A 23,853-nucleotide genomic window follows, 5' to 3' on the forward strand; every position below is an offset into this window, starting at 1 on the left:
TCGCTGGCGAATGACTACGAGTCGACGGGCAACAGCCACCAGATCACGGTGGTGGCCAGCGATGGCAATGGCGGCACGACCACCATCACCGTCACGCTCAACGAACTGGACGTCAACGAAGCACCGGAGTTTGAAGATCCGAACCAGGGCGGCACGCCGCCGGGTCCGAATCAGCCGGGCACGATCTTCACCCCGCCGGGTGATGACGGTGCAGGCAATCCGACGCCGGCCAGCTACACGGTCAGCTACAACGAGAACACCGCTGCGGGCGTCGAACTGGGCCAGGTCCAGGCCGGTGACGTGGATGGCGACAACGTGACCTTCGCCATCAGCGCAGGTAACGACAACGGCTGGTACGCGGTCGATCCGACCACGGGTGTGATCACGCTGACGCCGGCTGGTGCAGCCTCGCTGGCGAATGACTACGAGTCGACGGGCAACAGCCACCAGATCACGGTGGTGGCCAGCGATGGCAATGGCGGCACGACCACCATCACCGTCACGCTCAACGAACTGGACTTGAATGACAGCTCGCCGGTCATCAATGCTGCCCAAGCGGAGGTGTACGAGGAGGGGCTGCCGGGTGGCTTCCCGGGCGGTAACGACAGTCCGACTACCGCGACAGGTCAGGTCGACATCAACGACCCCGATACCGTAGGCGGTCCGCTGACGGTCACTTTGGCTGGCCCGGTTGGCCTTACCTCCGGTGGAGAGGTGGTGACTTGGACTGGGACCGGTTCCGTGGGCGATCCGTTGATCGGCACGGCGGGTGGCGAGGAGGTTATCAATGCGACCATCGACAACGAAGGCAATTACACGGTCAACTTGCTGAAGCCGCTTGATCACTCGGGTAGCGAAGACGAGGCCCTGGATATCGGCCTGACGATTACCGCTGACGATGGCGTCAATCCGCCGGCTACGGGCACCCTGACCGTGACGGTGCACGACGATGCACCTGTTGCCAACCCGGGTTCGGTGGATGTGGTACTGCCTGAGCAGGACACCAACGTCATGCTGATCTTGGACATCTCAAGCAGCATGACTACGAGCAGGGTTGCCGGCATGAAGGCTGCAGTAACCGCGTTGCTCGACACCTATGCAGGGCTCGGCAATGTCGCGGTACAGATCGTGGTGTTCGGTACAGCTGCAGGTACCAAGACTTGGGGGACTTCATGGGGTGACATCGACGCGGCCAAGGCATATGTCAATGGCATCAATGCAAACAGCAATGGAACCAACTATGACGCTGCCCTGCTCAAAGCGATGGACGCATTCGATGATCCAGGCAAGATCGCTGGAGGCAAGAATGTCTCCTACTTCCTGACTGATGGTGAGCCAAACCAGAGCAGCAACTGGGGTATTCCTGGTTCAGCTGGAAACGGCATCAATGATGCGGAAGAGAATGCATGGATAGACTTCCTGGAAGCCAACCAGATCCTCTCCCAGGTATTTGGCATGGAGGTTCCGACGGGCCAGCAGGGCAATGCACGCGGCAACATGGACCGCATCGCCTATGACGGTATCAACAACGAGGACACCGATTCCGTCTTTGTGAACGATATCGATGACCTGCCGCCGATCCTGCGAGACTCGGCCATCGATGCTGCGCAGGGTGCAGTCGTGGATATGGACGGAACCCTGGGAGGCAACTCTGGTCTCGGCGCCGATGGTGGCGGATTGCTCGACATCACCGTCAACGGCCGGACCTACCACGATGACGGAAGTGTGACGGGTGGTACTGCCAACGGCTTGTTCGATGCGGCGACCAACACCTGGAACATCCTTACGGAAGGTCCAAATGGCTCCGTCAATACCGGAGGCCGGCTGATCGTCAACATGGAAACGGGCGAGTACAGCTACACCCCTCCGATCATCGATTCGGGAACCCGAGTCGAGGACATCGGCTTCACACTGATCGACAACGATGGTGATACGGCGTCGTCGACGTTGACTATCACGGTCCATCCGGTGGGCACCGTCCTGCCGGATAGTGCAGATGGTGGAACGTCATTCGCCTTGCATGGTGATGAAGACATCACCGGCACGACGGGCGAACAAGCGCATGCCTTGCCGGCGTTGAGTGATCTGGTCACGTCGTACGGGAGTGGAAGCCTGGGTGCATCCCTGCCTGGCGGCGACATGCAGGCCTTCTCCGGTTCGCTTACGCAGGTCGCGATGCCATTGCCCTTGGTGCATCCACTGGATGAGCTGGATCAGCATCATCAAGCGATGGTTTGACGCATCTGGAGCCGGATGGGCCGTTGGCCCATCCGGCTCCATCGGAATCGATGGCGTGGTACGCGCCCCGCAAAGGCTGGACGTTCACGCTTTCCTGAAGAATCGAGGTCAAGAAATGAACAAGAAACTACTGACAAGCATGCTGGCGGTTGCACTGTTGGCTCCGTTTGCGAGCCATGCCCAAAGTCGCAGCAGCGCGGCGGACATCAATCCGCACCGGCTGGATTACAGTGATGTGACGATGGAACTACCCGACTACGACGAGCCGTTCCAGCGCGACGGACGGCGCGTTCCAACTGCTCAGATCCTGAGCGTGAAGCCGGGGATAAACGATGGACAGGTACGCGAGCTGCTGGGTGTGCCGCTGTCCACTGAGAACGGTGAGCGGGGGGCTGAATGGAACTACAACCTCAAGCTTGACGTGGCTGATGAAGATTTCATCGTTTGCCAGTACAAGGTGGTGTTCGAAGCTGGCGGAACAACCGTCCGCGAGACCTCATGGCGGCGTTACCAGTGTCGACTGGCAATGGCGGCATTGGCCCCGGAGCCAGCGCAAGCGACACCTGAACAGATCGAGCTGTCGGGCGATTTTTTGTTCGACTTCGACAAGGATCTTCTCAGTGCCGAGGGCATGCAGGTGCTCAACGGCGTAGTCACAAAGTTGGTCGGGAACAGCAGCAAAGTCGACATCGTTGGCCATACCGATCGGCTCGGTAGCGCTACCTACAATCAACGATTGTCAGAACAGCGTGCACAGGCGGTAGCTGGGTACCTGGTGGATCACGGCATCGCCGTCGACAGGATCACCAGTTCCGGTCGTGGATTGGCCGAACAGGTAAAGCAGTGCGAAGGCGAGCGCTCAACACCGCAGCTTCGCGCTTGTCTCAAGCCAAACCGGCGCGTCGCCATCACTATTACGCCGGTCGATTGACCAACGATTGAAACGGGAATGGAAGCATGCAATTCCTTCCTTGTTGCGGGCCGCTACAGCGGCCCGCTCTTTTCGTTTTGGATGTCGGATCCGACGGCTGTTGATGGCGATCCCGGAATCGCGGAGCTGCCGGGTGGACGTCCGCGTTCGGTGTGTTCCTCAGCCAATCCTCGACCTTGAAAGCAAGTATTTGAAATGAAGAATCTCTTGAGGGATCGACATGCGTTGGCTCGGTTGGTGGCAGCTCTGCTTGTCGTCCTGACAAACACCGCGCCGGCAGCGGAACTGACACGTTCTGTCACGCCGGGGCAGCAGGACATGGTGGGCCCATTGACACCGATGGTGCTGGAACTGGGTCAGGCAGTGGAAATGGCCGTGAAGTGGCATCCGAGCATACGCAACGCCGCGGGCTATCTGATGGAGTCGGACGAAGCGATCCAGGTGGCGCGTGCCGGATACTACCCGCAGCTGCGCGCAGGGCTGGGCTCAGACTGGCGGAATCGCGCCCGGTCGGGATATGACAGTCGCAGCGTTCATCAAGTGACTGCATCCGCCTCTCAGATGCTTTACGACTTCGGCAAGGTCTCCAGTGATGTTGATCGTGCACAAGCCGGCCGTGAGGGAGCCCAGGCGAGAGTCCTGCTGGCGGTTGATCAACTTGTGCAGGAAACCGCGCATGCGTGGATCGAAGTCAGTCGTTACGAGGCGCTGTTGGAGCTTGGCAAGGCACAGCGTTCGGGCGTGGGGTCCATCGCTGATCTGGCACGTGAACGACGTGCGAAGGGGGCGAGTCCGTTGTCTGATGAACTGCAGGCGCAGGCACGTGAAGAAGCTGCATTCGCGAACCTTCTGGAGGTCACCGCTCAGCTGGAACGTTGGCGCCTGCAACTGCGGCAGCTCACTGGTGCGCCCCGCTTGCCCGTGACGGAAGGCCAGGCAGACACGCAGCTCGCAGATGCTTGCGACATCGTTGGAGGCGATACCTTGCCACAGTCAGTGCCAGCGGTTCTGATAGCTCAGGCACAACTTCGCGCGGCGCAGGCGGATGTGGAAATTGCTCGCGCGCAGAGCCGGCCGACCTTGTCCGTGGATGGAGCTGTAAGCCGCGGCTTGAATGCTGACTCACGCATCAACAGGCCCTACGACGCGTCGATTTCACTGAACGTGACAGCACCTCTTTACCAAGGTGGCGGTAACGCCGCGCGGAGACGGGCATCGGGTCATTCCCTGTCAGCGGCAGAGGCGGCGTTGGAGCATGCGCGGCTGCAGGCCAGTCAGGAGCTGACAGACGCGCGATCACGCGCGAAAGGTTATGCAGGCCGAAGAAGCGTGTTGGATGAGCGCACCGGCAGCATCGAACACACGCGGGACCTGTACCGGCAACAGTATCTGGATCTGGGAACGCGTTCCTTGCTGGACCTGCTCAATGCCGAACAGGAGTTCCATGGTGCGCGAGTGGAAAGCGTGAACAACATGCTCGATCTGCAGCGTATGCAGGTGGATTGCCTGGCTGCAGGTGGAGGTCTGCGCCGTGCTTTCCATCTGGATGGCCACACACTGGCGGGCGTGGAGTTGACCCCATGAGCGTCTCCGCAGGAACAGGGGCGAATGCCCCCCAAGACTTGAACGGCTGGGTCGATGCGATCCTGTGCGTGGCGAATCACTACCGCATTGATTGTTCGCCTGAAGCGATTCGTATTGCAGCGGATTGGGATGGCCAGGCCGGTGAGCGGCGGCCGGTGGAGCAGCGCGTGCCGCAGCTGGCACGCCAGGTTGGACTAGCGTTACGCTGGGTGGCGCCGAACCCTAGCCGCCTGACTCCGTGGCGCCTACCTTTGATGGTGCAGCTGAACGACGGACAGGTCGGTGTTGTGACGGCCATGACGGCGGCGGGGTTCACCTTGGAGCTCGGTGGCGATAGCGGCCTGCCCACCACATTGGATGCCATGGCGCTGAACGCGGCGGTGGTACGCATGGCAGTGGCACGCCCGATGCGCTCGGTGCCGGACAGTCGCGTCGATGATTACATCAAGCCATTCGAGCCGGGCTGGTTGCGCCAGCTGGTATTGGCCGACATGCGGCCATACTGGCACATCCTTCTGGCATCGCTGGTCACCAACGTTCTCGGTATCGCCAGTATCCTGTTCTCGATGCAGGTGTACGACCGGGTTGTACCTGCCCAGTCGATGCCCACGCTGTACGTGCTGTTCGGCGGAGTCCTACTTTCCATGGTGTTCGCTTACGTGTTGCGGCAGGCGCGTACGCGGATCACCGATGTATTGGGCAAGCGCGCCGATCTGCGTGTATCCGACAAGGTGTTTGGCCACGCACTTCGTGTGCGTAACGCTGCCCGGCCCAAATCGACGGGTACGTTCATATCCCAGCTGCGCGAGTTGGAGTCCGTACGGGACATGCTGACCTCCACGACCATCGCTGCCGTGGCTGACGTGCCGTTCTTCCTGCTTTTCTGCGTGATGTTCTGGTACATCGCCGGTAGTCTGGTGTGGATTCCGGTGCTGGCAGCGGTGATCATGGTGTTGCCGGGAATCCTATTGCAGAAGCGCCTGCGCGCATTGGCGCAGGAGGGCATGCGGGAGTCGTCGCTGCGCAATGCGATGTTGGTTGAGGCCGTGCAGGGGATAGAAGACATAAAGCTGCTGCAGGCAGAGTCAAGATTCCAGACGCACTGGAACCATTACAACGAGATCAATGCCGATACCGGCATGAAGCTGCGTGACCTGACAAGCACACTGAGCAACTGGTCCCAGATCGTTCAAACCGGTGTGTTCACCGTTGTGGTGTTCGTCGGAGCGCCGATGGTGATGGAGGGCGACATCACTACCGGTGTGCTGGTGGCTGCTTCGATGCTATCCAGCCGCATGTTGGGACCGCTTGCCAGCCTGACCCAGATTCTCAGCCGCTGGCAGCAGGCTCGCATTGCGAAGGAAGCGTTGGACAATCTGCTGCGGATGCCGGTGGACACCCCGGACCACGGCAAGCGCATCCATCGTGCGTCGCTGGCTGGCAGCTACGTGTTCACCAATGCGGTCTTCAGTCATGACGGCCAGCAGCCGGCACTGAAGATCGGGGGGCTGAACGTCCAGCCCGGCGAACGAATCGCGATCCTTGGTCGAAACGGTGCTGGAAAATCGACGTTGCTGCGGGCGTTGTCCGGAATGATGGAGCCACAGTCCGGTCATCTACTGCTGGACGATACGCCGTTGTCACACATCGATCCCGCGGATATCCGAAGGGACGTTGGTTTCCTCTCACAGGAGTCCCGGCTGTTCTATGGAACGTTGCGCGAGAACCTGATGATGGGGGCGCCAACTGCGACCGATGAGGAGCTGATGATGGCGCTGCGGGCAGGCGGCGCGTGGTCCTACGTACGCGCCCTGGCCGATGGCCTGGACCACATGGTGCAGGAAGGAGGCCTCGGCCTGTCCGGTGGACAGCGTCAGAGCCTAATGCTGGCGCGGTTGCTGGTGCGAAACCCGAACGTGCTGTTGCTGGACGAGCCCAGCGCGTCGCTAGATGAGGCGGCCGAACAGGGGGTCATCCAAACACTGGCAGGATTGCCTGAAACCACGACGATGGTCATTGCCACGCATCGCATGGCGATGCTGCAACTGGTGGAACGCGTGTTGGTGGTCGACAACGGCCAAGTGGTGCTGGATGGGCCTCGGGATGAGGTCATCGAGAAGCTGCGCGGCAAAGCTGTGGGGACTTCCAGATCCTCGCGAGCCAAGCCCGCGTACAAACTCTCGGTGGGGAACGTCAGGATGAGGACGCAGAATGACCACGTTACCCAGGGTAGCGAAAGCGCGGATGGCAGCGAAGTGCCGGAGGAGGGGAGGGCATGAGCGCATGGAAGGCAGATGAAGTGTCAGGTAGCGACGAGGTCCGCGCTACGGGTTCCTCCAGGGTGGTGCTATGGATCAGTGGCTTCCTGTTGCTGTTTCTGGTCTGGGCGTGGTGGTTTGAAATCGACGAAGTCTCCAGTGGTACGGGCAAGGTGATCCCGATCTCGCGCGAGCAGATGATTCAGTCACTGGAAGGTGGCATCTTGGCTGAGTTGAACGTTGCCGAGGGCGACATTGTCGAGAAAGACCAGGTGCTGGCGCAGCTGGATCCTACCCGCGGCGAATCTAGCGTCGAGGAAACTGCGGCGAAGTACCGCGCTGCTTTGGCGAGTTCGGTCCGTTTGCAGGCAGAAGTGGAGGGTGCCGCTGTCTTGCACTTTCCTGAAGAGCTAGTCTCTGCGCACCCGGAGTTGATCACCAGCGAAAGCGCATTGTTCAGGTCGAGGCGTGCGAGCGTGGCCGAGTCGCTTGGGGGGCTACAACGTTCGTTGGACCTGGTGAGCCGAGAACTTCACATCACCGAGTCGTTGCTGGCAACCGGTGCAGCCAGCAGTGTGGAGTTGCTGCGCTTACAGCGGCAGAGCTCAGAGCTGCGTTTGAAGATTGCCGAGGTGCGCTCGGAATATATGGTGCGCAGCCGCGAGGAACTAGCGAAGGCGAATGCAGAGGTTGAGTCGTTGTCCTCGGTGGTCCGCGGACGTGCTGATTCGTTGACGCGACTGACGCTGCGTTCTCCGGTACGCGGCGTGGTGAAGGATGTCGAGGTCACTACCATTGGTGGCGTGGTGCCGCCAAATGGACAGGCGATGGTGATCGTACCGTTGGGTGATCAATTGTTGGTTGAAACCAAGGTCTCACCGCGCGACATTGCTTTCATACATCCCGGACAGGAGGCCTTGGTGAAGATCACCGCCTACGACTATGCCATCTACGGCGGGCTCTCCGGCAAGGTTGTCACCATTTCGCCAGATACCATCCGCGATGAGGTCAAACCCGAGGTCGTTTACTACCGGGTGTTCATCCGGACTGACAGCGATGCGCTGCGAAACAAAGCAGGGAAAGAGTTTCCGATCGTGCCTGGCATGATAGCCACGGCCGATATTCGCACCGGCAGCAAGACCATATGGCAGTACCTTGTTAAACCGCTGAATCGTGCTGGAGAGGCGCTGCGTGAGCGTTGACCGCGCAACCACCGCTGATGGTAGTCATGCCTGAGAACGACACGGTGGGCATATGAGCGAAGTGCCCAGGGCGTCCATATATCTATCAGGGTATCTGGACGTCAGAGAGCTGTTGCCGCCAGCCGTGCGCAGATAGTTGTATCAACTTACCGGTCATCCTTGAATGCCATCTGAAAAGCTGCGCCGTTTGGCTGAACTAATCGACGGTTTCGAGAGAGACCTCCCGCTTCTGTCTTCATACCAGCGGCATGACCGGCTCACCGCCATATTGCGATTCACCTTGCGTCTTGGGGGAGTTGGTGATGCCCGTGTTGAATACGAGATTGATCGCCTTCTGCTGCGCGCCTGCAATGCTGCGTTGTCGTCCAAGAATTCAGGCTCTATCGTCGTGTAGATGGCTAGAATATGCAGGATGATGCAACGCTTGTGTTGCCCAGATAATCTGGGTGTTGAGTAGACCTATTTACTCCCTCGGAGGAACGGCGGGCGCCCAGGCGCCGGCTGACTGTTACATTTTCGAAGTGGGAATGTGCGAGCTGATGATGAATACGATTGCGTCAAGGAGGCACAAAAGTGGATGACAAGGTCGCGACGACACTGGCGAGTCAGCAGGTCAAGGGATTTGGCTCATGGCGTCATGTGGTGGGGTGGTTGCGCAGCGTGCCGATTGCCGACGCGGTCGATCGCAGAAATGCAGCAATGCTTCAGCTCATATCATTTCTGTTGGCGGCATTGCCTGCGGGAGCTTGGTGCTATCGGGCTTTTCTGGTGGATATTCCATGGAGGTCGGGCGAGATCGCCAGCATGGCGCTGTCCTTGTCCGTGAGTTTCATTTCCGCGATGAGCTTTGTGCTTGTTCGCAAGGGAAAATTCAAGGTCGCCTCATATGCTTTGTTGTGTGTTTTCGTTGCGACGATCATCCCTGCGTACTTGATCTCAGGCTTTGGCGCGCAGCGCTTTGAACAACCGGTGTTGGCAATCTGGATGGCGATTGCCGCGTTGGTTGTTGGGCGGGCGGCGTTATGGACCATGTTCTTCAGTATTGCGGTCGCATTCGCATTGGGCATAGGCGTCGACATCGGGAAGCAGGGCAGCGCGGTCGAGCTAGCCGGCGATGCGGCCTTCAGTACCGCTATGTTCCTAATGATCTCGGTGGTGCTGGATCGGAGCTCAGTCGCTCTTCGCGAAAGCCTCCGCGAGGCGAAGGCGCGCGGAGAAGCATTGGTTATTTCCAATCAGCGGCTGACCGAGGAGATGGCAGAGCGAGAGCGCACGTTCACTCAACTGATTCAAGCTCAGAAAATGGAAGCGATCGGAAGGCTTGCCAGTGGTGTTGCGCATGACTTTGGGAATGTTCTAGCAGTAGCCAGTGGCTACGTGCATATCGGACTGCATTCCGGGAATGAAGCGAAGATGCAGGAATCCCTGATGGGCGTGGATCTGGCAGTGAAGCGTGCAACATTACTGAATCGTCGGCTGATGTCGTTGGTCCGGCAGGAGGAAGGAGCGGAAGAATGGTTCGACGTCGGAAAAGCATTGAAGGCGTTGTTGCCGATGATTCGGCAATTGATGGGAGCCGGGGTGAAGATCGAAGCGGCAGTGGATGAGGGGCTCCCGGCCGTTTTATTCGATCGGTTGCAGTTCGATCTGATGATTCTGAATGTCGCCGCCAACGCAGACCATGCGATGCCTGATGGCGGCGAGTTCTTCCTTCGAGCGTACATGGAGGACAATCGGTTGGTACTGGGATTGGCAGACTCTGGAGAGGGCATGGAAGTCGAGGTGCTGGCACAAGCGTTCGATCCGTTCTTCACCACCAAGCCGTATGGAGAAGGGAGTGGGCTTGGTCTTTCTGTCGTTCGAGATCTTGTCGAGCGGGCTGGTGGTAGCGTAAACGCAGAAAGTCGGTTGGGCATTGGGACAACGATTTTCGTCCGCTTTCCTGACTACCTGCTGGAGCCGAATCAGGCCTGACATCGTTCCAGCAGTGATTTCCAGATTCGAGCGAGTGAGGGGGCGCCACGGCGAGGCAAACGTGTGCGCAGCAGGTGATTTGGGATTATCTGAGCAATGGTCAGGGGCTGCTGTCTGGATGCCATTCGGTCGGTTCTCCTATCTGGTCTGGCGGCAACGGCGGCTTTACTGCTAGGTGGATGGCATCGGATTCTTCGGCGCCTGTGCGCCAGGTCAGAAAGCTGCGATGGATATTGCTCTGGACAGAGAGGGAGGGGGTAAGCTTTGGGGCGGCGGCTCACCACCGCCGATGTTCTCTCGATGTTGAGGGGGCAAACGTTTGCGCTGCGGGCCTGATCCACCCCAATTCCCGGAACTGTTAGTAGAGCAATATCCGCATCACCGGTTCGGGACGTCATCAACGATTGAGGCGGCGGTTTTGGCGTTCGACCAGTATTTTGAGTCTACGACCGATGCCTAACAGTTCATTCAAGCCGACGCCGCTTCGCGAGTCGGCTTAATTCCGGAGTTAGGCCCCTTGGGAAGAACCACCGAAATTTCAACAAACCGTAGACGGCTCCTCGCCAGCGAAGCTGCAGTCTGTGTCTGCTGTTTCCAAGATTTCGCACCGAGCTCCATTGTTGAGTGGTGTGACGAGGAAGATAAGACCGCAGTCTGTCCACACTGCGGGGTAGATGCGATCGTTGGTTTCGATGGACTAGTTGACCGCGTCTGGCTAAAGGCTGCTCATCGTCGAGATTTCGGCTAGCATGGCCCTAGCAGTTCATTCAAGTCGAACCCGCTTTGCGGGACGGCTTAGTTCCGGAGTTAGGCACCACATCATGGCCAGGAAGTCCGTCCAAGAGCTCCTAGATGACGTTCGTCTGCTTGGCGACGAGCAACTTTCATTGGTTGAGTTTGTTCGCAAGCTTGTCAAAGTGACCATTCCGTCTGTGACCGAAGAAGTGAAGTACGGTGGCATCCTCTTCGCTTCAGGCGTGCAATTCTGTGGCGTGTTTGCCTACAAGCAACATGTGTCGGTTGAGTTTGGTTGCGGCGCCAAGATTCCAAATACTCTCGGCCATCTGGAGGGCGGTGGCAAAGGCCGACGACATATTAAGCTGCGCTCGGTACAAGACATTGAGGCTAAGGAGCTGGTCCGCTACCTTCCGCTGGCGTTGGAGGCCGCGAAGAGTGGTGTCTAACAATTCACTCAAGCCGAAGCTGCTTCGCGGCTCGGCTTAATTCCGGCGTTGAACGTCTGCTGTTGGCCGAGAGCGGACATTGACTGCGGGATACGGGAGCAAGGAACGCCTCGTTCCTTACTCAATATTCAATGAACAAGAGAGTTCCCTATAGGCCTGGGCCTGGTCACTGAGCTGCCTTGCCTTAGCCTCGAACGTCTCAACCGCATCCGAGCCGGCTGCAAATCGCACTGGAGGTTCCTCAAGCTCTACCAGCTGAACCAATGTACCTGCGAGTTTTGCCGGGTCGCCGCCTTGCTTGCCGTCCATTCCCGTCCACGCCTCGATGGTCTGACGCGTGCGCTCACCGTAGTCGCTTATGGACAGCTCAGCATAGTCTGTGGAGCTTTCGCTGAGAAGTTCTGTCCTAAAGAACCCGGGCTCTACGAGCATCGTGCGAATGCCGAATGGCTGGACCTCAAGGGCCAGCGATTCCATCCAGCCCTCTACGCCGAACTTCGCGGCAGCGTATGCGCTGCAGAACGCCTGTCCTATGATGCCCGCGGTCGAGGAAATGGTCAGCACCAGTCCCGCACGTGCCTCACGCATTAGTGGCAGCGCGGCACGGGTGACATTCATGGGTCCGAACAGCAGCGTTTCTATCTGGTCGCGGATCTGGTCGGGGCTCAACTCTTCGAAGAACCCGGCTCGGAAGTTGCCAGCGTTGTTAACCAGTACGTCCAGCCGCCCGAACGCTTCGATAGTGGCCCGCATTGCTGCCTCGGCCTGCTCGGGTTGCGTCACGTCTAACTCCACCACACGAAGGTTCGCATGCTGACCTAGTTGTGCAGCGGCCCTGTCCACGTTCCGTGCCGTCGCCACTACTAAGTGTCCCTTCGCGAGAGCAGCCTTGACGATTTCAACGCCCAAGCCTCGCCCGGCACCGGTGATCAGCCATACCTGTTGCTTGCTCATTGCCTTCGATCCTCTTGAACTGTTTGGGTAACGCTTAGCTAATCCGCAATCGACGAACGTCCTGTTGTGGTGGTGCACCGAACAGCCGGCTGTACTCGCGACTGAACTGCGAAGGGCTTTCGTAGCCGACGCGCAGGCCGGCCACGCTGGCATCCACGTGCTCGTTGAGCATGATCTGCCGGGCCTCCTGCAGACGTAGCTGCTTCTGGTACTGCAGGGGACTCATGCCGGCCACGTCGCGGAAATGCTGTCGGAAGGTTGTTGCGCTCATGGCGGCGGAAGCTGCCAGCTCGTCAACGCGCAGCGTGCGATGGAAGTTCAGCTTGAGCCACGCCATGACCTTGGCGATCTGCTGCCCTGGGGTGCCGACCGTGACAACGTTGCGAAGATGGTTGCCGTGAGCGCTTGCAAGCAGCCTAACGGTGATCTCTCGCCGTATGAGAGGGGCTAGTGCGTCCGCAACATGCTCTTCCGACGGCAGCCTAACCAGCCGTGCCAGTGCATCTACCAACGGCGCATCCAAAGGCTCCAGCGAGATGGGCTTGTATGCAAATCCCTTCGGTACCGGTGGCAGGTCCATGCGTGCCGCTTCATCGATGACCGTTTCCGGATCGAGGGTAAGCAGCATTCCCAAGAATGGACTGTCCCGGCTGGCGTCCACAACGTGGGAAGCCACTGCGAGATCCACGGTCGTGAGCAGCGACATGCCAGGTGAAAAGTCATACACCTCGTCGCCGAGCAGGACCTGTTTGCGACCCTGCAGCGTGAGCCCCAGTCCGAGGCCGTAGATGCACGGCATCGGGGCACCGACCGAGCTCCGGCGGTGGACGCTCAGCCCGCGAATACGAGTGGGAAAGTCGCCATCGCATTGGGCAATTCCGGCAACCGCTTCCACAAGCGCTCCGGGCGAGGCGCTCCAAGGCTTTATTGCTGATTTCAAGGGAATTCAACATTGTTTGAGTGCTCGGTGAGCATCCTGCCTACGGGGGCGGACGTCAACGTCGTAACGGCAGCCGCGTTGGATCGTGCAATCAATCCGTCAGTCCATGCAACCTTCTGGCCCAGGGTGCTACCTACACTGACCGCCACACACCACGAGCGGTTGGCACCATGAGTTCGTTGTTCTCCTCCTTCCACCTGAAGACGATCCGGCTCCGCAACAGGATTGTGGTCTCGCCCATGTGCCAATACATGGCGCGCGACGGTCACCTCACCGACTGGCACCGGACCCACTATTCAGGAATCGCCCGGGGCGGCGCCGGGCTTGTAGTTGTCGAGGCGACAGCCGTATCCGCGAGGGGCCGCATTACGCCAGGGGATGCGGGGCTTTGGAATGACTCACAGGTGGCCGGCTTTGCCGAGGTCGCACGCTCCATCAAGGCTGCCGGGGCGGTAGCGGGCATCCAGATCGGACATGCCGGCAGAAAGGCCAGTTGCACCGCACCGTGGGAGGGTGGGCACCCGATTGCGCCAGACGATCCCCAGGGCTGGCAACCGGAGGCCCCCAGCGCCGTGCCTTACATGGCAGGCGAGCCGCATATGCCCTTGGAGATGAGCACGGCGGACATCCGGCGTGTGCAGGACGACTTCGCGGCCGCCGCCGGACGCGCCGCAGAGGCCGGCTTCGAGTGGCTTGAGCTCCACTTCGCGCATGGCTTCCTCGCGCAGACCTTCCTTTCGAGCAAATCGAACCTGCGAACCGACGAGTACGGCGGCTCACTGGAGAATCGTGCCCGGTTCCTGTTGGAGGTTGTTGACGCCGTAAGACGTGTATGGCCGAGCTCGCTGCCCCTAACAGTGCGGCTGGGTGTAGTCGAGTTTGATGAACACGCCGAGGACTCATTTGGGGATTCGGTCACCTTACTGCGCTGGCTGAAGCAATGCGGTCTGGACCTGGTCGATGTCGGCTTGGCCGGCACCACGCCTGATGAGAAGACCCCTTGGGGTCGGAACTTCATGGTGCCGTGGGCATCCCGCGTTAAGAGCGAGGTCGGGCTACCTGTAGCGACCAGTTGGATGATCACCGATCCGACCGAAGCCGACGCCTACGTCCGGGAGGGAAAGCTGGACCTAGTGATGTTCGCCCGCACCTTACTGGCCAATCCGCATTGGCCCTACGAGGCGGCGTCGGCGCTCGACCTCAAAGAGCCGCAGGAGGTGCTGCCCACCCCCTACGCGTACTGGCTGAAGAACTGGTCCAGGTAATGCACCCATGAAGACTCCACCACTCCATCCAGATGACCCCGCGTATGAGCCGCTCCCCGAGCGCCGACGCCTCTTGAGGACAGGAGCAGCGCTGATAGGCACCGCTCTGTTCGGACCGGTACTGGCCAGGTCCGCTGCAGCCAACCCTGATCCTGCTGGCAATGTCGGCATGGCCAGACCACCAAGCCACGGCGACAAAGCTCTGATCATCAATGCTCATCAACCGCATCCCGGCATCAGCGAGGGCCGGCTGAATCGGACCATGGCTGCTCTGATCGGTACGGAGCTCGCATCAAAGGGATTTGAGGTCAGGACCACCGTGATTGATTCGGGCTACGACACTCAGGAGGAGGTGGACAAGCATCTCTGGGCCGACTTGATTGTCACGCAGTCGCCCGTCTTCTGGTTCGGCAACCCATGGATCTACAAGAAATATGTGGACGACGTTTTTACCGCGGGCCTCGTTCAAGGCAGTTTTCTCGCTGGAGACGGACGCTCCGCTGCAGACCCATCTGCTCAGTACGGGTCCGGCGGGAAGATGAAAGGCAAGCGGTACTTTCTCTCGCTGACCATGAACTCACCGAAAGCTGCGTTCGATGATCCTGCCCAAGCACTCCACCAAGGACGATCGTTGGACGAAGTATTCGCCGCGAACACGGCGAACTATCGCTTCTGCGGCGCAACTGTACTGCCTGCCTTTGCTTGCTACGACGTCGTCAGCTCGCCCCAGGTCGAGAGCGACATGAAGCGGCTGAAACTGCATCTTGGGCAGCACGTGGGATGACGAAAACTTTGGTACGCAACGACATCCGCCTCTGAATCCAATGGAACAGCAATGAACCCAATCTACGATTTCTCGGGAGCCGTCGTACTTATCACCGGTGCCAGCTCAGGGCTCGGCTTCGCCACGGCAAAGGCCTTCGCAGAGGCTGGCGCGACAGTGATCCTATCCTCGGAAGACGAGCCATCCCTGATCGCTGCCACCAATGATCTGCGTAAATCAGGCCACAATGTGGACGCACTTCAATGTGACGTCGCAGATGAAGGGCAAGTGGCAGCCCTTGTTGGCAGGATTGTTGCGGACCATGGAAAACTCGATATTGCGTTCAACAACGCCGGGATCAATGGTCCGCACGAGGCCTTCACAGCCACATCCGCTGAAGCCTTCGACGAAGTCACAAATGTGAATCTGCGCGGCGTTTGGGCATGCATGAAGCACGAGCTGCTGCAGATGGAGCGTCAGGGAAGTGGCGTGATCGTAAACTGCTCATCGCTTGGCGGATTGGTCGGCCAGTCTCGCCGAGCCGCATATCACGGCACCAAGCACGCAGTGCTTGGCCTGACAAAGAGTGCTGGCGTGGAGTACGCGCACAGGGGAATCCGAGTTAATGCGGTGTGCCCTGGTGTATTCGATACGCCCATGCTGGCGAGGATGCAGCAGAGCAACCCAGGAGAGCTAGACGCCGTTATCGATGCCCAGCCCATCCATAGGCTGGGACGGCCAGAGGAACTGGCCGCAGCGGTACTTTGGCTTAGTAGTGCTGCTTCGAGCTTTGTTATCGGCGCGGGAATCTCGGTGGACGGCGGCTTCACAGCACAGTAGTTCGCGCAGGCGCGAGATGTACTAACGATGCGAGCCCCCCCCTTGGAAGGATATGAACATGAGCGAGAAGACGGAAAGCGGCGCGGATGATCAGGCAGGCGGCAAGGTTAGCGGTCGCCGGGAGTTCATCAAACGTACCGCACTGATGGGCGCAGCGCTGTCGGCTGGCTCCCTCTTTGGCCTCGGTACTGCCTCGGCCGGCAACTCAGTAAAAACCTCAATCACAGGAGTCATCCCAATGAAGAAACGCCAGCTTGGAACGCTTGAGGTGTCGGAGATCGGCGCCGGCTGCATGAACATGACGGGCAACTACAACGTGCCGATGCCCAAGGCGGAGGGGATCAAAACGCTTCGCACCGCATTCGAAAACGGTGTGACCTTCTTCGATACGGCGGAAGTGTACGGACCGTACATCAACGAAGAGCTGGTCGGTGAGGCCCTTCAGCCCATCCGCGACAAGGTGAAGATCGCAACCAAATTCGGATTTGCCATTGACGGCACGATCGCCCTCAACAGCAGGCCTGAGCACATCCGCAAGGTGGTTGAGGAATCGCTCAAGCGACTTCGAACCGATCGGATCGACTTGTATTACCAACACCGCATTGATCCGAACGTTCCGGTGGAAGAGGTGGCTGGCGCGGTCAAGGAACTTATTGCCCAAGGCAAGGTGCTGAACTTCGGCCTGTCCGAAGCGAGCGCGGCCTCCATCCGCCGCGCGCATGCAGTGCAGCCGGTTTCTGCCGTGCAGACTGAGTATTCGCTCTGGACCCGCAACGTCGAGCTCAACGGTGTGCTGGATACGTGCAATGAGCTGGGCATCGGCCTCGTACCTTGGGCACCGCTCGGAGAGGCCTTCCTCACGGGAAAAATCGACACGTCAACCACGTTTGATGAGAAGGCAGACTTCCGGGCGGGCTTCCCGAGGTTCTCCAAGGAGTTCCTGCCGCTCAACATGCCAATCATTGAGTGGATCAAGCAGTACGCAGCAAAGAAAGGAGTTACGCCTTCCCAAGTCTCCCTAGCATGGTTGCTAGCGAAGGGACCCAACATCGTTCCCATCCCCGGCACCCGTAGCGTCGACCATCTGCTGGAGAACCTTGGGGCAAACGGCCTTCGGTTGAGCCAAGCGGATGTCCAAGAAATCGACACGTCGCTGTCCAAGTTCCCAGTATTCGGTGACCGTATGGGTGAAGCCCATATGAGCCAGATCGACTACTCGATCTGACTTACTCTAGGCGGCTCTAGGCATGCCTGCGCCGCCTAATCCATTGAGCTAGATGAATATCTGGACGGAGGTGAGGAAGTGAAGGTTTACAGGGTCAACGATTTCATAGGTGTAGCCGGTTTGACCCGCGTCGAGGAGCCATTACCCCGCCCGCAGCGAGGAGAGGTCCTCGTCAAGGTGCATGCGGTGTCGCTGAATTTTCGCGATATAGCAATGATGCGAAATGAGTATCCTGTACCGCATGAGCACGGACTCATCCCGACCAGCGATGCGGCCGGCGTGATTGTCGAGATCGGCGAAGGTGTAGACAGGTTCATTCAAGGCGACCGGGTCATGGGAGTCTTTCACCCGGGCTGGTACGGCGGCCGCATGCCGGTGGATGTCAATCGGCGGGCCTACGGGGCGCTTTCGGACGGCTGGTTGGTAGAGTACAAGGTTGTCAGCCAAGAGGATCTGGTTGCGGTCCCTCCTCAACTTACCCTTGAAGAGGCATCTACGCTCCCCTGCGCCGCCTTGACTGCCTGGAGTGCGCTCAAGCTTGGCAGGTCCGTCGGACCTGGCCAGACCGTGTTGACGCAAGGCACCGGAGGCGTCTCCCTCTTTGCACTGCAGCTCGCGAAGCTGCTGGGTGCCAAAGTGATCGCCACTACATCCAGCGCTACGAAAGCGGGTCTGCTTAAGTCTCTGGGGGCCGACGAAGTCGTCAACTACTTGGAAGACCGAAACTGGGGTGTTGCGATCAGGCGTCTGACCGACGGGGCGGGCGTTGATCGGGTTATCGAGGTTGGCGGTCCGGGTACGCTGTCAGAAAGTCTCAAGGCAGTGCGTCCAGGCGGCGAGATTTCGGGCATCGGCTTCTTGAGTGGCGATCAAAGGTCGGTAGACTTCTATGAGCTATTCGGTAGCGGAGCGAACTTCCGCCATATTTCCGTCGGGAGCCGAGAGGGGCTCACAGACCTTGCTCAAGCCATTGCGGGGTCGCGCCTGAGACCAATCATTCATGAGGCTTTTGATTTCAGCAAGACTACCGATGCGTTCTCCCACGTTGACAAAGGTTCTCATGTAGGGAAGGTCGTGATCCGAGTCGCGACAAACTAAGCAGCATGTCCGCTTTTGGCCGACAGCGGACGTTAACTGTGACTTTGGATTTTTTGCTCGTAAACCTTCAGGAATGCTGGGAGGTCTCCGGGCAGACGACAGATCCATGTAGCTCTGCCTCTTAGGGTGAGAGGTAGAGCTCCAAGCAGGAGGTGCATGGCTATGTGGGGTTTCGTCGACAAATGACGCTGCTGTCCGAATAAGTCCAACAGCATCCAATCAAAAAAGGGGTACAAATGGGGGTATTTTTAATGTGAATTTAATATTTAGTGCTTTTAAAGCATATGGTTGTATCGACTATTCGGGTCAGATAAGCGCACCATCGCCTGATTCCATGGCGTCCAGGCAAGTCCAGAATTCATATCAGGCCCGCAGAGATGCGGGCTTTTTGTGCGCTTTGGTCCGGGCTTGTCCACGTACATCCAGCGGCGTTGGGGGTACAAGTGGGATGTCGCCTATCCGTAAACTTGATCCAGGTATTTCTCGCGGTCTCCGGGCCAGCTAGCCCCAAGGAGACCACTGATGCGCAGGGGCAAGTTCACCGGGAGCAGGTCGTTGCGACGTTAAGCAGGTTGAGGCTGGAAGGCAGATCAAGGATATCTGCCATGAGCTGGGAGTTTCCAATGCGACTTACTACGTGTGGAAATCCAAGTGCGGCGGCATGGATGCTTTGGAGCGACTAGCTGCGGCAATACTGTTGGAGGCGATGCAGGCTCCCTTGAGCTTTCTGCCAAGCCAAACAAAACCAGCAACGCGATTTTCCAGGAGTGTGAGCGATGACAAAGCGGAAAAGTTGGGCGCCATGGTCTCCTCCGCCCACTGCCCGGTCTAAATGCTGCGCGTTCGCAGCCTGCATTCTGCTGATAGCGCCTGCCTCATCGACGGCGGCGGTGGAGCAGGCATCATCGAAGCAATGCGCCAATCCAGCCTTTGTTTTCGAAACGTTTCGTACAGATGAGTTGCCCTCAACTGTGAAAAGCAGTTTGCGCGTTGTGAGTGACTACGTTGCGTCAGTATCGGCATCGGAGATATCGAGCTCATGCGGCCAGTATCTGACCAGCTTTCGAGGCTCCACCTATGGATTCTCGACAGGCGTGGTGATCGGGCCGAACCGTGCTTCTACTGGCCTTGAAGCCAGAAGGGTAGAAGTCCCGCATGGACGAACATTTCCAAGAATCGAAGATAGACGCATCTATTTCAGCGAAAATAGAATCGCTTCTGCACGCGATGGCAGATCGGTCGACCTTGTTTTGTCGAGCAGCGATGGCCATTCCGAAGTCTCCATCGTTACCACCGCAAGCTTGGGTGCTGTCAACCGGTTGGTGCTACTGAACTCTGACACTACCATCCGATCTGTCGACTGGATTGGCTCAGTGCATGGCGACCAAGGCGTTCTCTATGTCCTTGAGGAAGGCAGCGGACTCGTTGGTCATATGTATGTTCTCAAGGTCGAAGCCGCGCTTGGAGAGGCCAAGCCTTAGCCGGACGTGATCCGCGTGACCATCTCCCAGCTTTCTGAGCCATTCAAAAGTAGAGAAATCCGGCGAAACCGACCCCGGGCAGAGAGGTGGTTTGGCCATGGCGAAGTCGTAGTCCACCGAAGCGCCGATCTCGTTTGCTCTGCGTCGGCGAGAATGCACTACGTCGCTCTACGAGACGTGCCGGAGGTGGGAATTCACGAAGCCACATTTCAGCAGCTGCGAGAGCGAGTGCCTGGGCTGTCTGAATCCAAGAAACATCATTGCCATAGGGCGTAGCGCAGTGCTGGCTCGGGCAGTGTTTTTTTCAGCTAGCTCCCCGCGATGACTTGAGCATGGCATCGAACGTTTGCGTCGAATGTCGCCGTGCTGCAACGAAGATTCAGGTTTCGTTTTGTTTGTCACTCGCGCTCTTACGATAATGTGACGAGTGTCCCGTTTTTAACATTTAATGGGTACAGCACATATATGATGCAGCGGCGGCCAAATCGGTACGCGTAGCCTCTGGGGGAGGGGTCTTGAGAATTTTGTCTGTTTTCGGCACTCGTCCTGAAGCGATCAAGATGGGGCCATTGGTGGGGGCTTTGGCGAAAGCACCCGGTATCGAGTCGATCGTGGCTACCACTGGTCAGCATCGCGCGATGCTGGATCAGGTGTTGGGGTTGTTCCGGATAACGCCGGATCATGATCTCGATGTAATGGTTGGCAATCAGACCTTGAACGGACTGTGTGCACGCCTGTTCGAGCGTCTGGATGAGCTCTATGCACGCGTGCAGCCTGATCTGGTGCTGGTGCATGGCGATACCAGCACGGCGATGAGTGCGGCAATGGCCGCTTTCCATCGTCGTATCCGTATCGGTCATATCGAAGCTGGGCTGCGCACTGGCAACCTGCAACAGCCGTGGCCGGAAGAGCTCAATCGCCGCATCGTTGATCTGGTTGGTGATTATCTGTTTGCGCCGACGCCCGAGGCTGCGCGGAACCTTGCAGGTGAGCGTCCGTCTGGGCGGCTCATCGTGACCGGCAACACCGTGATTGATGCCTTGAAGCAGACCGTGGAACGCATTGATCGGGATGCCGAGCTGCGTGGGTCCATCGACGCCGGGTTGCCGTTGCGCGAGGGTCGCCGCCTGCTTTTGGTCACCGGCCATCGTCGTGAGAGTTTTGGCGGCGGTTTTGCCGAAATCTGCGCGGCGTTGGCTGCTTTGGCGCGCGAGCCAGACCTGGACATCATCTATCCGGTGCACCTCAATCCGAACGTGCAGGGGCCGGTGCATGCGCAGTTGGCGGGGCTGGAAAATGTCCATCTGCTGCCGCCGCAGGATTACCTCAGTTTCGTAAGGCTGATGCAACTTGCCGATGTGGTGCTGACAGATTCCGGCGGCGTCCAGGAAGAGGCGCCGGCATTGGGACGTCCGGTCCTGGTCATGCGCGATGTCACCGAACGCCCGGAGGCGGTGCAGGCGGGTGTGGTAAAGCTCGTTGGAACCTCTGCCACACGCATCATCGATGGTGTTCGCCAGGCGCTCGCGGCGCCGGCCAAGCCCGCCATATTCAATCCGCTTGCCAGCCCCTACGGCGATGGCAATGCGAGTGATCGCATCGTAGCGGCGCTGTTGGGGGCGCCGTATTCCGAGTTCATGCCACACCTGTCGTTGCAGGCAGCGCGGGCGAACGCACCACATCTTATCGAGCACGCCGAATGAGTAATCACGCATACCGAGCTGGAAATTTGAGTACGTCGTTGTCGTTGATAGCGCTTTCCATGGCCGTTTCTCTGCAGGCCTTCGCCGCCGATTCGGTCAGTGGTCAGTTCCGCGAGTGGGGCGCAAATACCGTTGTTTCGCGCAGCATGACGCTGCGGGATCTCGGTTTCACCGAGCCGGTGAGTCTGCGCGGGCAGGACAACCAGCGCGAACTCTATTTGCCGGTGCCGGCGGGTGTCGCCACCCGCAATGCGCAGCTGCAGTTGGATGCGCGCTATCTGCGCGGCCATCCGGGCCGCACTTCTAACCTGTTGAGCATCGACGATGATGCCGTAGCCGCACGTACCATCACCGACGCGCAGGGCGACCTGAGTCAGTTGATCGGCATTGATGGTTTTCCGCGCGCCACCGGCTTCGTGCGCTTCGGCATCGGCTGGTGGTCGGTGGTCTCGGACTACCAGTGCACGGACCAGAGCGCTCCGGCCAATGTGCTGCGGATTGGCCCCGACACGCGCTTCAGCTATGAATTTGATCGGCGTGCAATTGATACCGTTGCCAAAGCGTGGACCGCGTTGCCGCGGCAGGTGCGCTTGCTGGTGGATGGTCGCCAGCTGGATGCGGCCAGTTATGACACGGCATGGCGGGTTGGGGCGGTGCTCGAAGCAGCTGGCAAACGTGTGACCGTGCAGGCATTGCCCAAGGTCGGCGACACGCTGGACACCACCGGCTTGCAGATCCCGGCCAGCCTGTCGTCGGTTCCGGCTTATGCAGCGCTGTCTGCGGCGAGCGCGCAGCACCGTATTGCCAACGAAGCGGAAATCGGCGCGTTGCTGTCATTGGGCAAGGACGGTGTGCTGCCTGTTGACGTGGCCGTCGCCGGCCCGGCCTTGCAGAGCGCGGTCAAGCGCGCGCTGGATGCGCTGGGCAGCCAGGTGGCTGCAACGGATGCCGATGGCGCAGCCGCATTCAATGCGTGGCGCAAGGACAGCATGGCGACGCTGGAAGCCGCCATGCCAGGCAACGGCGTGGTTGCCGGCGTGGTCGCCGGCCAGCCAGTGCTGGCGGTCGGTACCGGTGCTGCGGCCGAGGTGGCGGGGCTGTTCAGCGCGCAGTGGCGCGCCTATGCATTGGGGCAGAACCTTCAGGTTGCCAAGGCACAGCAGCTGATGACCGACAAGGGTGTGGTGTTGCTGGATCGCCTGGGTGCGTTCTCCGGCACCCAGGACATCATTGCGCGCAGTGATCGCACTGCCAATGCCGATCTCGGCCTGTTGTCGGGCGAGGGTCGCTTGCCGAAGGAAGTGGTCATTGACGTATCAGCCGCGCCCAATGCCAGCGGCGAAGGCGCGGTTGCGTCGATCTTCTTCAACGATTACCTGCTGGGTGCCAAGGTGTTGAACACCGACGGCAAGCCGCAGCGTATCCGTGCAAACGTGCCGCTTTACGCGATTACGGCGCGCAACCAGGTGCGTGTTTCTTTCCTGCGGCAGCCGGCGCGCCCGTATTGCCACGACCCGGCGACGGCGTATCCCGTGACGGTGCTGCCCAGCAGCCATATCGTGCTGGCCGAGCGCGGTACCGCACCGGATTTCGTCGGTGCGGCTGCTCATCTTTCCGGTGCGCACAAGGTGTTGGTGCCTGCGGCGTGGTTGCAGAATGCGCCTGCGACGCTGCAGACCGTCATCCGCGTCAGCAGCGCGGTTGGGGCCTCGGTGGAACGCGCAACGATGGAAGTGGTGAAGGAAAAGAGCGCTCCGGCCCAGAGCCAGGCGTATCTGGCGTTCAACGTGTCACCGCAGGGCAGCACCAGCGCGGCCGCAGTTGAGGGCGGTCATCTGCGCATCACCGGCAAGGACCAGGACACGGTGCTGGATCTGGCAGGTCTGGATCGTTCCGCGCTGGTGGAAGTGACCGGTGATGGCGCCAATACCGGCGTCATCTATCGCGAGCTGGGCAACGGCATTGCAAGCATCGCCGAGCCGTTCCGACTGGTGCGTGGCTCGGTGGCGCTGCTGGATGGTCGCGGGCTTGTACAGGACTTCGATCGCGAAGATCCCGAAGGGCTGCGTATTGCCGTGGATGGCAATCCGCAGCCGGTGTGGCAGCGGCATATGGTGCTGTTGCTGGTGCTGGTGGGAGTGATCGTGTTGATGCTGTTGGCCGCACGCATTGCGCAGATCCGCCGCCGTCGCAAGGCCGACGGTGCGCACTGA

17 protein-coding genes and 1 pseudogene are annotated in these 23,853 nt (G+C 59.3%); 16 read left to right on the forward strand and 2 right to left on the reverse strand.

Going from position 1 to position 23,853, the window contains the following annotated elements:
- The 7 genes from ACVOLR_RS03525 to ACVOLR_RS03555 all read left to right on the forward strand — a co-directional run.
- On the forward strand, positions 1-2,238 hold a 2,238-nt coding region (locus ACVOLR_RS03525; RefSeq protein WP_481535211.1), incomplete at its 5' end, for a cadherin domain-containing protein.
- Complete coding sequence (locus ACVOLR_RS03530) at positions 2,204-3,169, forward strand: OmpA family protein (protein ID WP_481535212.1); 966 nt, start codon at positions 2,204-2,206, stop codon at positions 3,167-3,169. The genes ACVOLR_RS03525 and ACVOLR_RS03530, both read left to right, overlap by 35 nt.
- A gap of 195 nt (positions 3,170-3,364) precedes the next feature.
- A complete protein-coding gene (locus tag ACVOLR_RS03535; protein ID WP_481535213.1) occupies positions 3,365-4,753 on the forward strand; it encodes a TolC family outer membrane protein in 1,389 nt (462 codons plus the stop codon).
- Positions 4,750-7,032: a type I secretion system permease/ATPase gene (locus tag ACVOLR_RS03540; protein ID WP_481535214.1), complete on the forward strand. Its 2,283-nt coding sequence runs from the start codon at positions 4,750-4,752 to the stop codon at positions 7,030-7,032. The genes ACVOLR_RS03535 and ACVOLR_RS03540 overlap by 4 nt, the downstream gene beginning before the upstream one ends.
- Complete coding sequence (locus ACVOLR_RS03545; RefSeq protein ID WP_481535215.1) at positions 7,029-8,213, forward strand: beta-barrel domain-containing protein; 1,185 nt, start codon at positions 7,029-7,031, stop codon at positions 8,211-8,213. The genes ACVOLR_RS03540 and ACVOLR_RS03545 overlap by 4 nt, the downstream gene beginning before the upstream one ends.
- A 573-nt stretch (positions 8,214-8,786) precedes the next feature.
- Entirely contained in the window at positions 8,787-10,187 is a 1,401-nt protein-coding gene (locus ACVOLR_RS03550; protein ID WP_481535216.1) for a sensor histidine kinase, read from the forward strand.
- An 821-nt stretch (positions 10,188-11,008) separates the two neighbouring features.
- Positions 11,009-11,371, forward strand: a complete 363-nt coding sequence (locus tag ACVOLR_RS03555; protein ID WP_481535217.1) for a DUF1801 domain-containing protein — start codon at positions 11,009-11,011, stop codon at positions 11,369-11,371.
- A 117-nt stretch (positions 11,372-11,488) separates the two neighbouring features.
- Here ACVOLR_RS03555 and ACVOLR_RS03560 read toward each other — a convergent pair whose 3' ends face one another.
- Positions 11,489-12,325: an SDR family oxidoreductase gene (locus ACVOLR_RS03560; RefSeq protein ID WP_481535218.1), complete on the reverse strand. Its 837-nt coding sequence runs from the start codon at positions 12,323-12,325 to the stop codon at positions 11,489-11,491.
- 34 nt (positions 12,326-12,359) lie between these two features.
- Entirely contained in the window at positions 12,360-13,220 is an 861-nt protein-coding gene (locus tag ACVOLR_RS03565; RefSeq protein ID WP_481535219.1) for an AraC family transcriptional regulator, read from the reverse strand.
- Positions 13,221-13,435: 215 nt separating this feature from the next.
- Here ACVOLR_RS03565 and ACVOLR_RS03570 point away from each other — a divergent pair, with 215 nt between their 5' ends.
- The 9 genes and pseudogenes from ACVOLR_RS03570 (at position 13,436) to ACVOLR_RS03610 (ending at position 23,853) form a co-directional block, all read left to right on the forward strand.
- On the forward strand, positions 13,436-14,530 hold the full coding sequence (locus tag ACVOLR_RS03570) for an NADH:flavin oxidoreductase/NADH oxidase (RefSeq protein WP_481535220.1): 1,095 nt from the start codon (positions 13,436-13,438) through the stop codon (positions 14,528-14,530).
- A gap of 7 nt (positions 14,531-14,537) precedes the next feature.
- Complete coding sequence (locus ACVOLR_RS03575) at positions 14,538-15,314, forward strand: NAD(P)H-dependent oxidoreductase (RefSeq protein ID WP_481535221.1); 777 nt, start codon at positions 14,538-14,540, stop codon at positions 15,312-15,314.
- A gap of 51 nt (positions 15,315-15,365) precedes the next feature.
- Complete coding sequence (locus ACVOLR_RS03580; protein WP_481535222.1) at positions 15,366-16,133, forward strand: SDR family NAD(P)-dependent oxidoreductase; 768 nt, start codon at positions 15,366-15,368, stop codon at positions 16,131-16,133.
- A 238-nt stretch (positions 16,134-16,371) separates the two neighbouring features.
- Positions 16,372-17,358, forward strand: a complete 987-nt coding sequence (locus ACVOLR_RS03585) for an aldo/keto reductase (RefSeq protein WP_481535292.1) — start codon at positions 16,372-16,374, stop codon at positions 17,356-17,358.
- A gap of 78 nt (positions 17,359-17,436) precedes the next feature.
- Positions 17,437-18,456 carry a zinc-dependent alcohol dehydrogenase family protein gene (locus ACVOLR_RS03590; RefSeq protein WP_481535223.1) on the forward strand — a complete coding sequence of 340 codons (1,020 nt, stop codon included), beginning with the start codon at positions 17,437-17,439 and terminating at the stop codon, positions 18,454-18,456.
- A gap of 522 nt (positions 18,457-18,978) precedes the next feature.
- Positions 18,979-19,132, forward strand: a pseudogene (locus tag ACVOLR_RS03595) (transposase); the annotation flags it as partial.
- A 100-nt stretch (positions 19,133-19,232) separates the two neighbouring features.
- Positions 19,233-19,937 carry a hypothetical protein gene (locus ACVOLR_RS03600; RefSeq protein WP_481535297.1) on the forward strand — a complete coding sequence of 235 codons (705 nt, stop codon included), beginning with the start codon at positions 19,233-19,235 and terminating at the stop codon, positions 19,935-19,937.
- 515 nt (positions 19,938-20,452) lie between these two features.
- Positions 20,453-21,640 carry a non-hydrolyzing UDP-N-acetylglucosamine 2-epimerase gene (gene wecB / locus ACVOLR_RS03605; protein WP_481535224.1) on the forward strand — a complete coding sequence of 396 codons (1,188 nt, stop codon included), beginning with the start codon at positions 20,453-20,455 and terminating at the stop codon, positions 21,638-21,640.
- Between the two features lie 59 nt (positions 21,641-21,699).
- Complete coding sequence (locus ACVOLR_RS03610; RefSeq protein WP_481535225.1) at positions 21,700-23,853, forward strand: cellulose biosynthesis cyclic di-GMP-binding regulatory protein BcsB; 2,154 nt, start codon at positions 21,700-21,702, stop codon at positions 23,851-23,853.

This window comes from Stenotrophomonas sp. STEN030 (assembly GCF_056759995.1).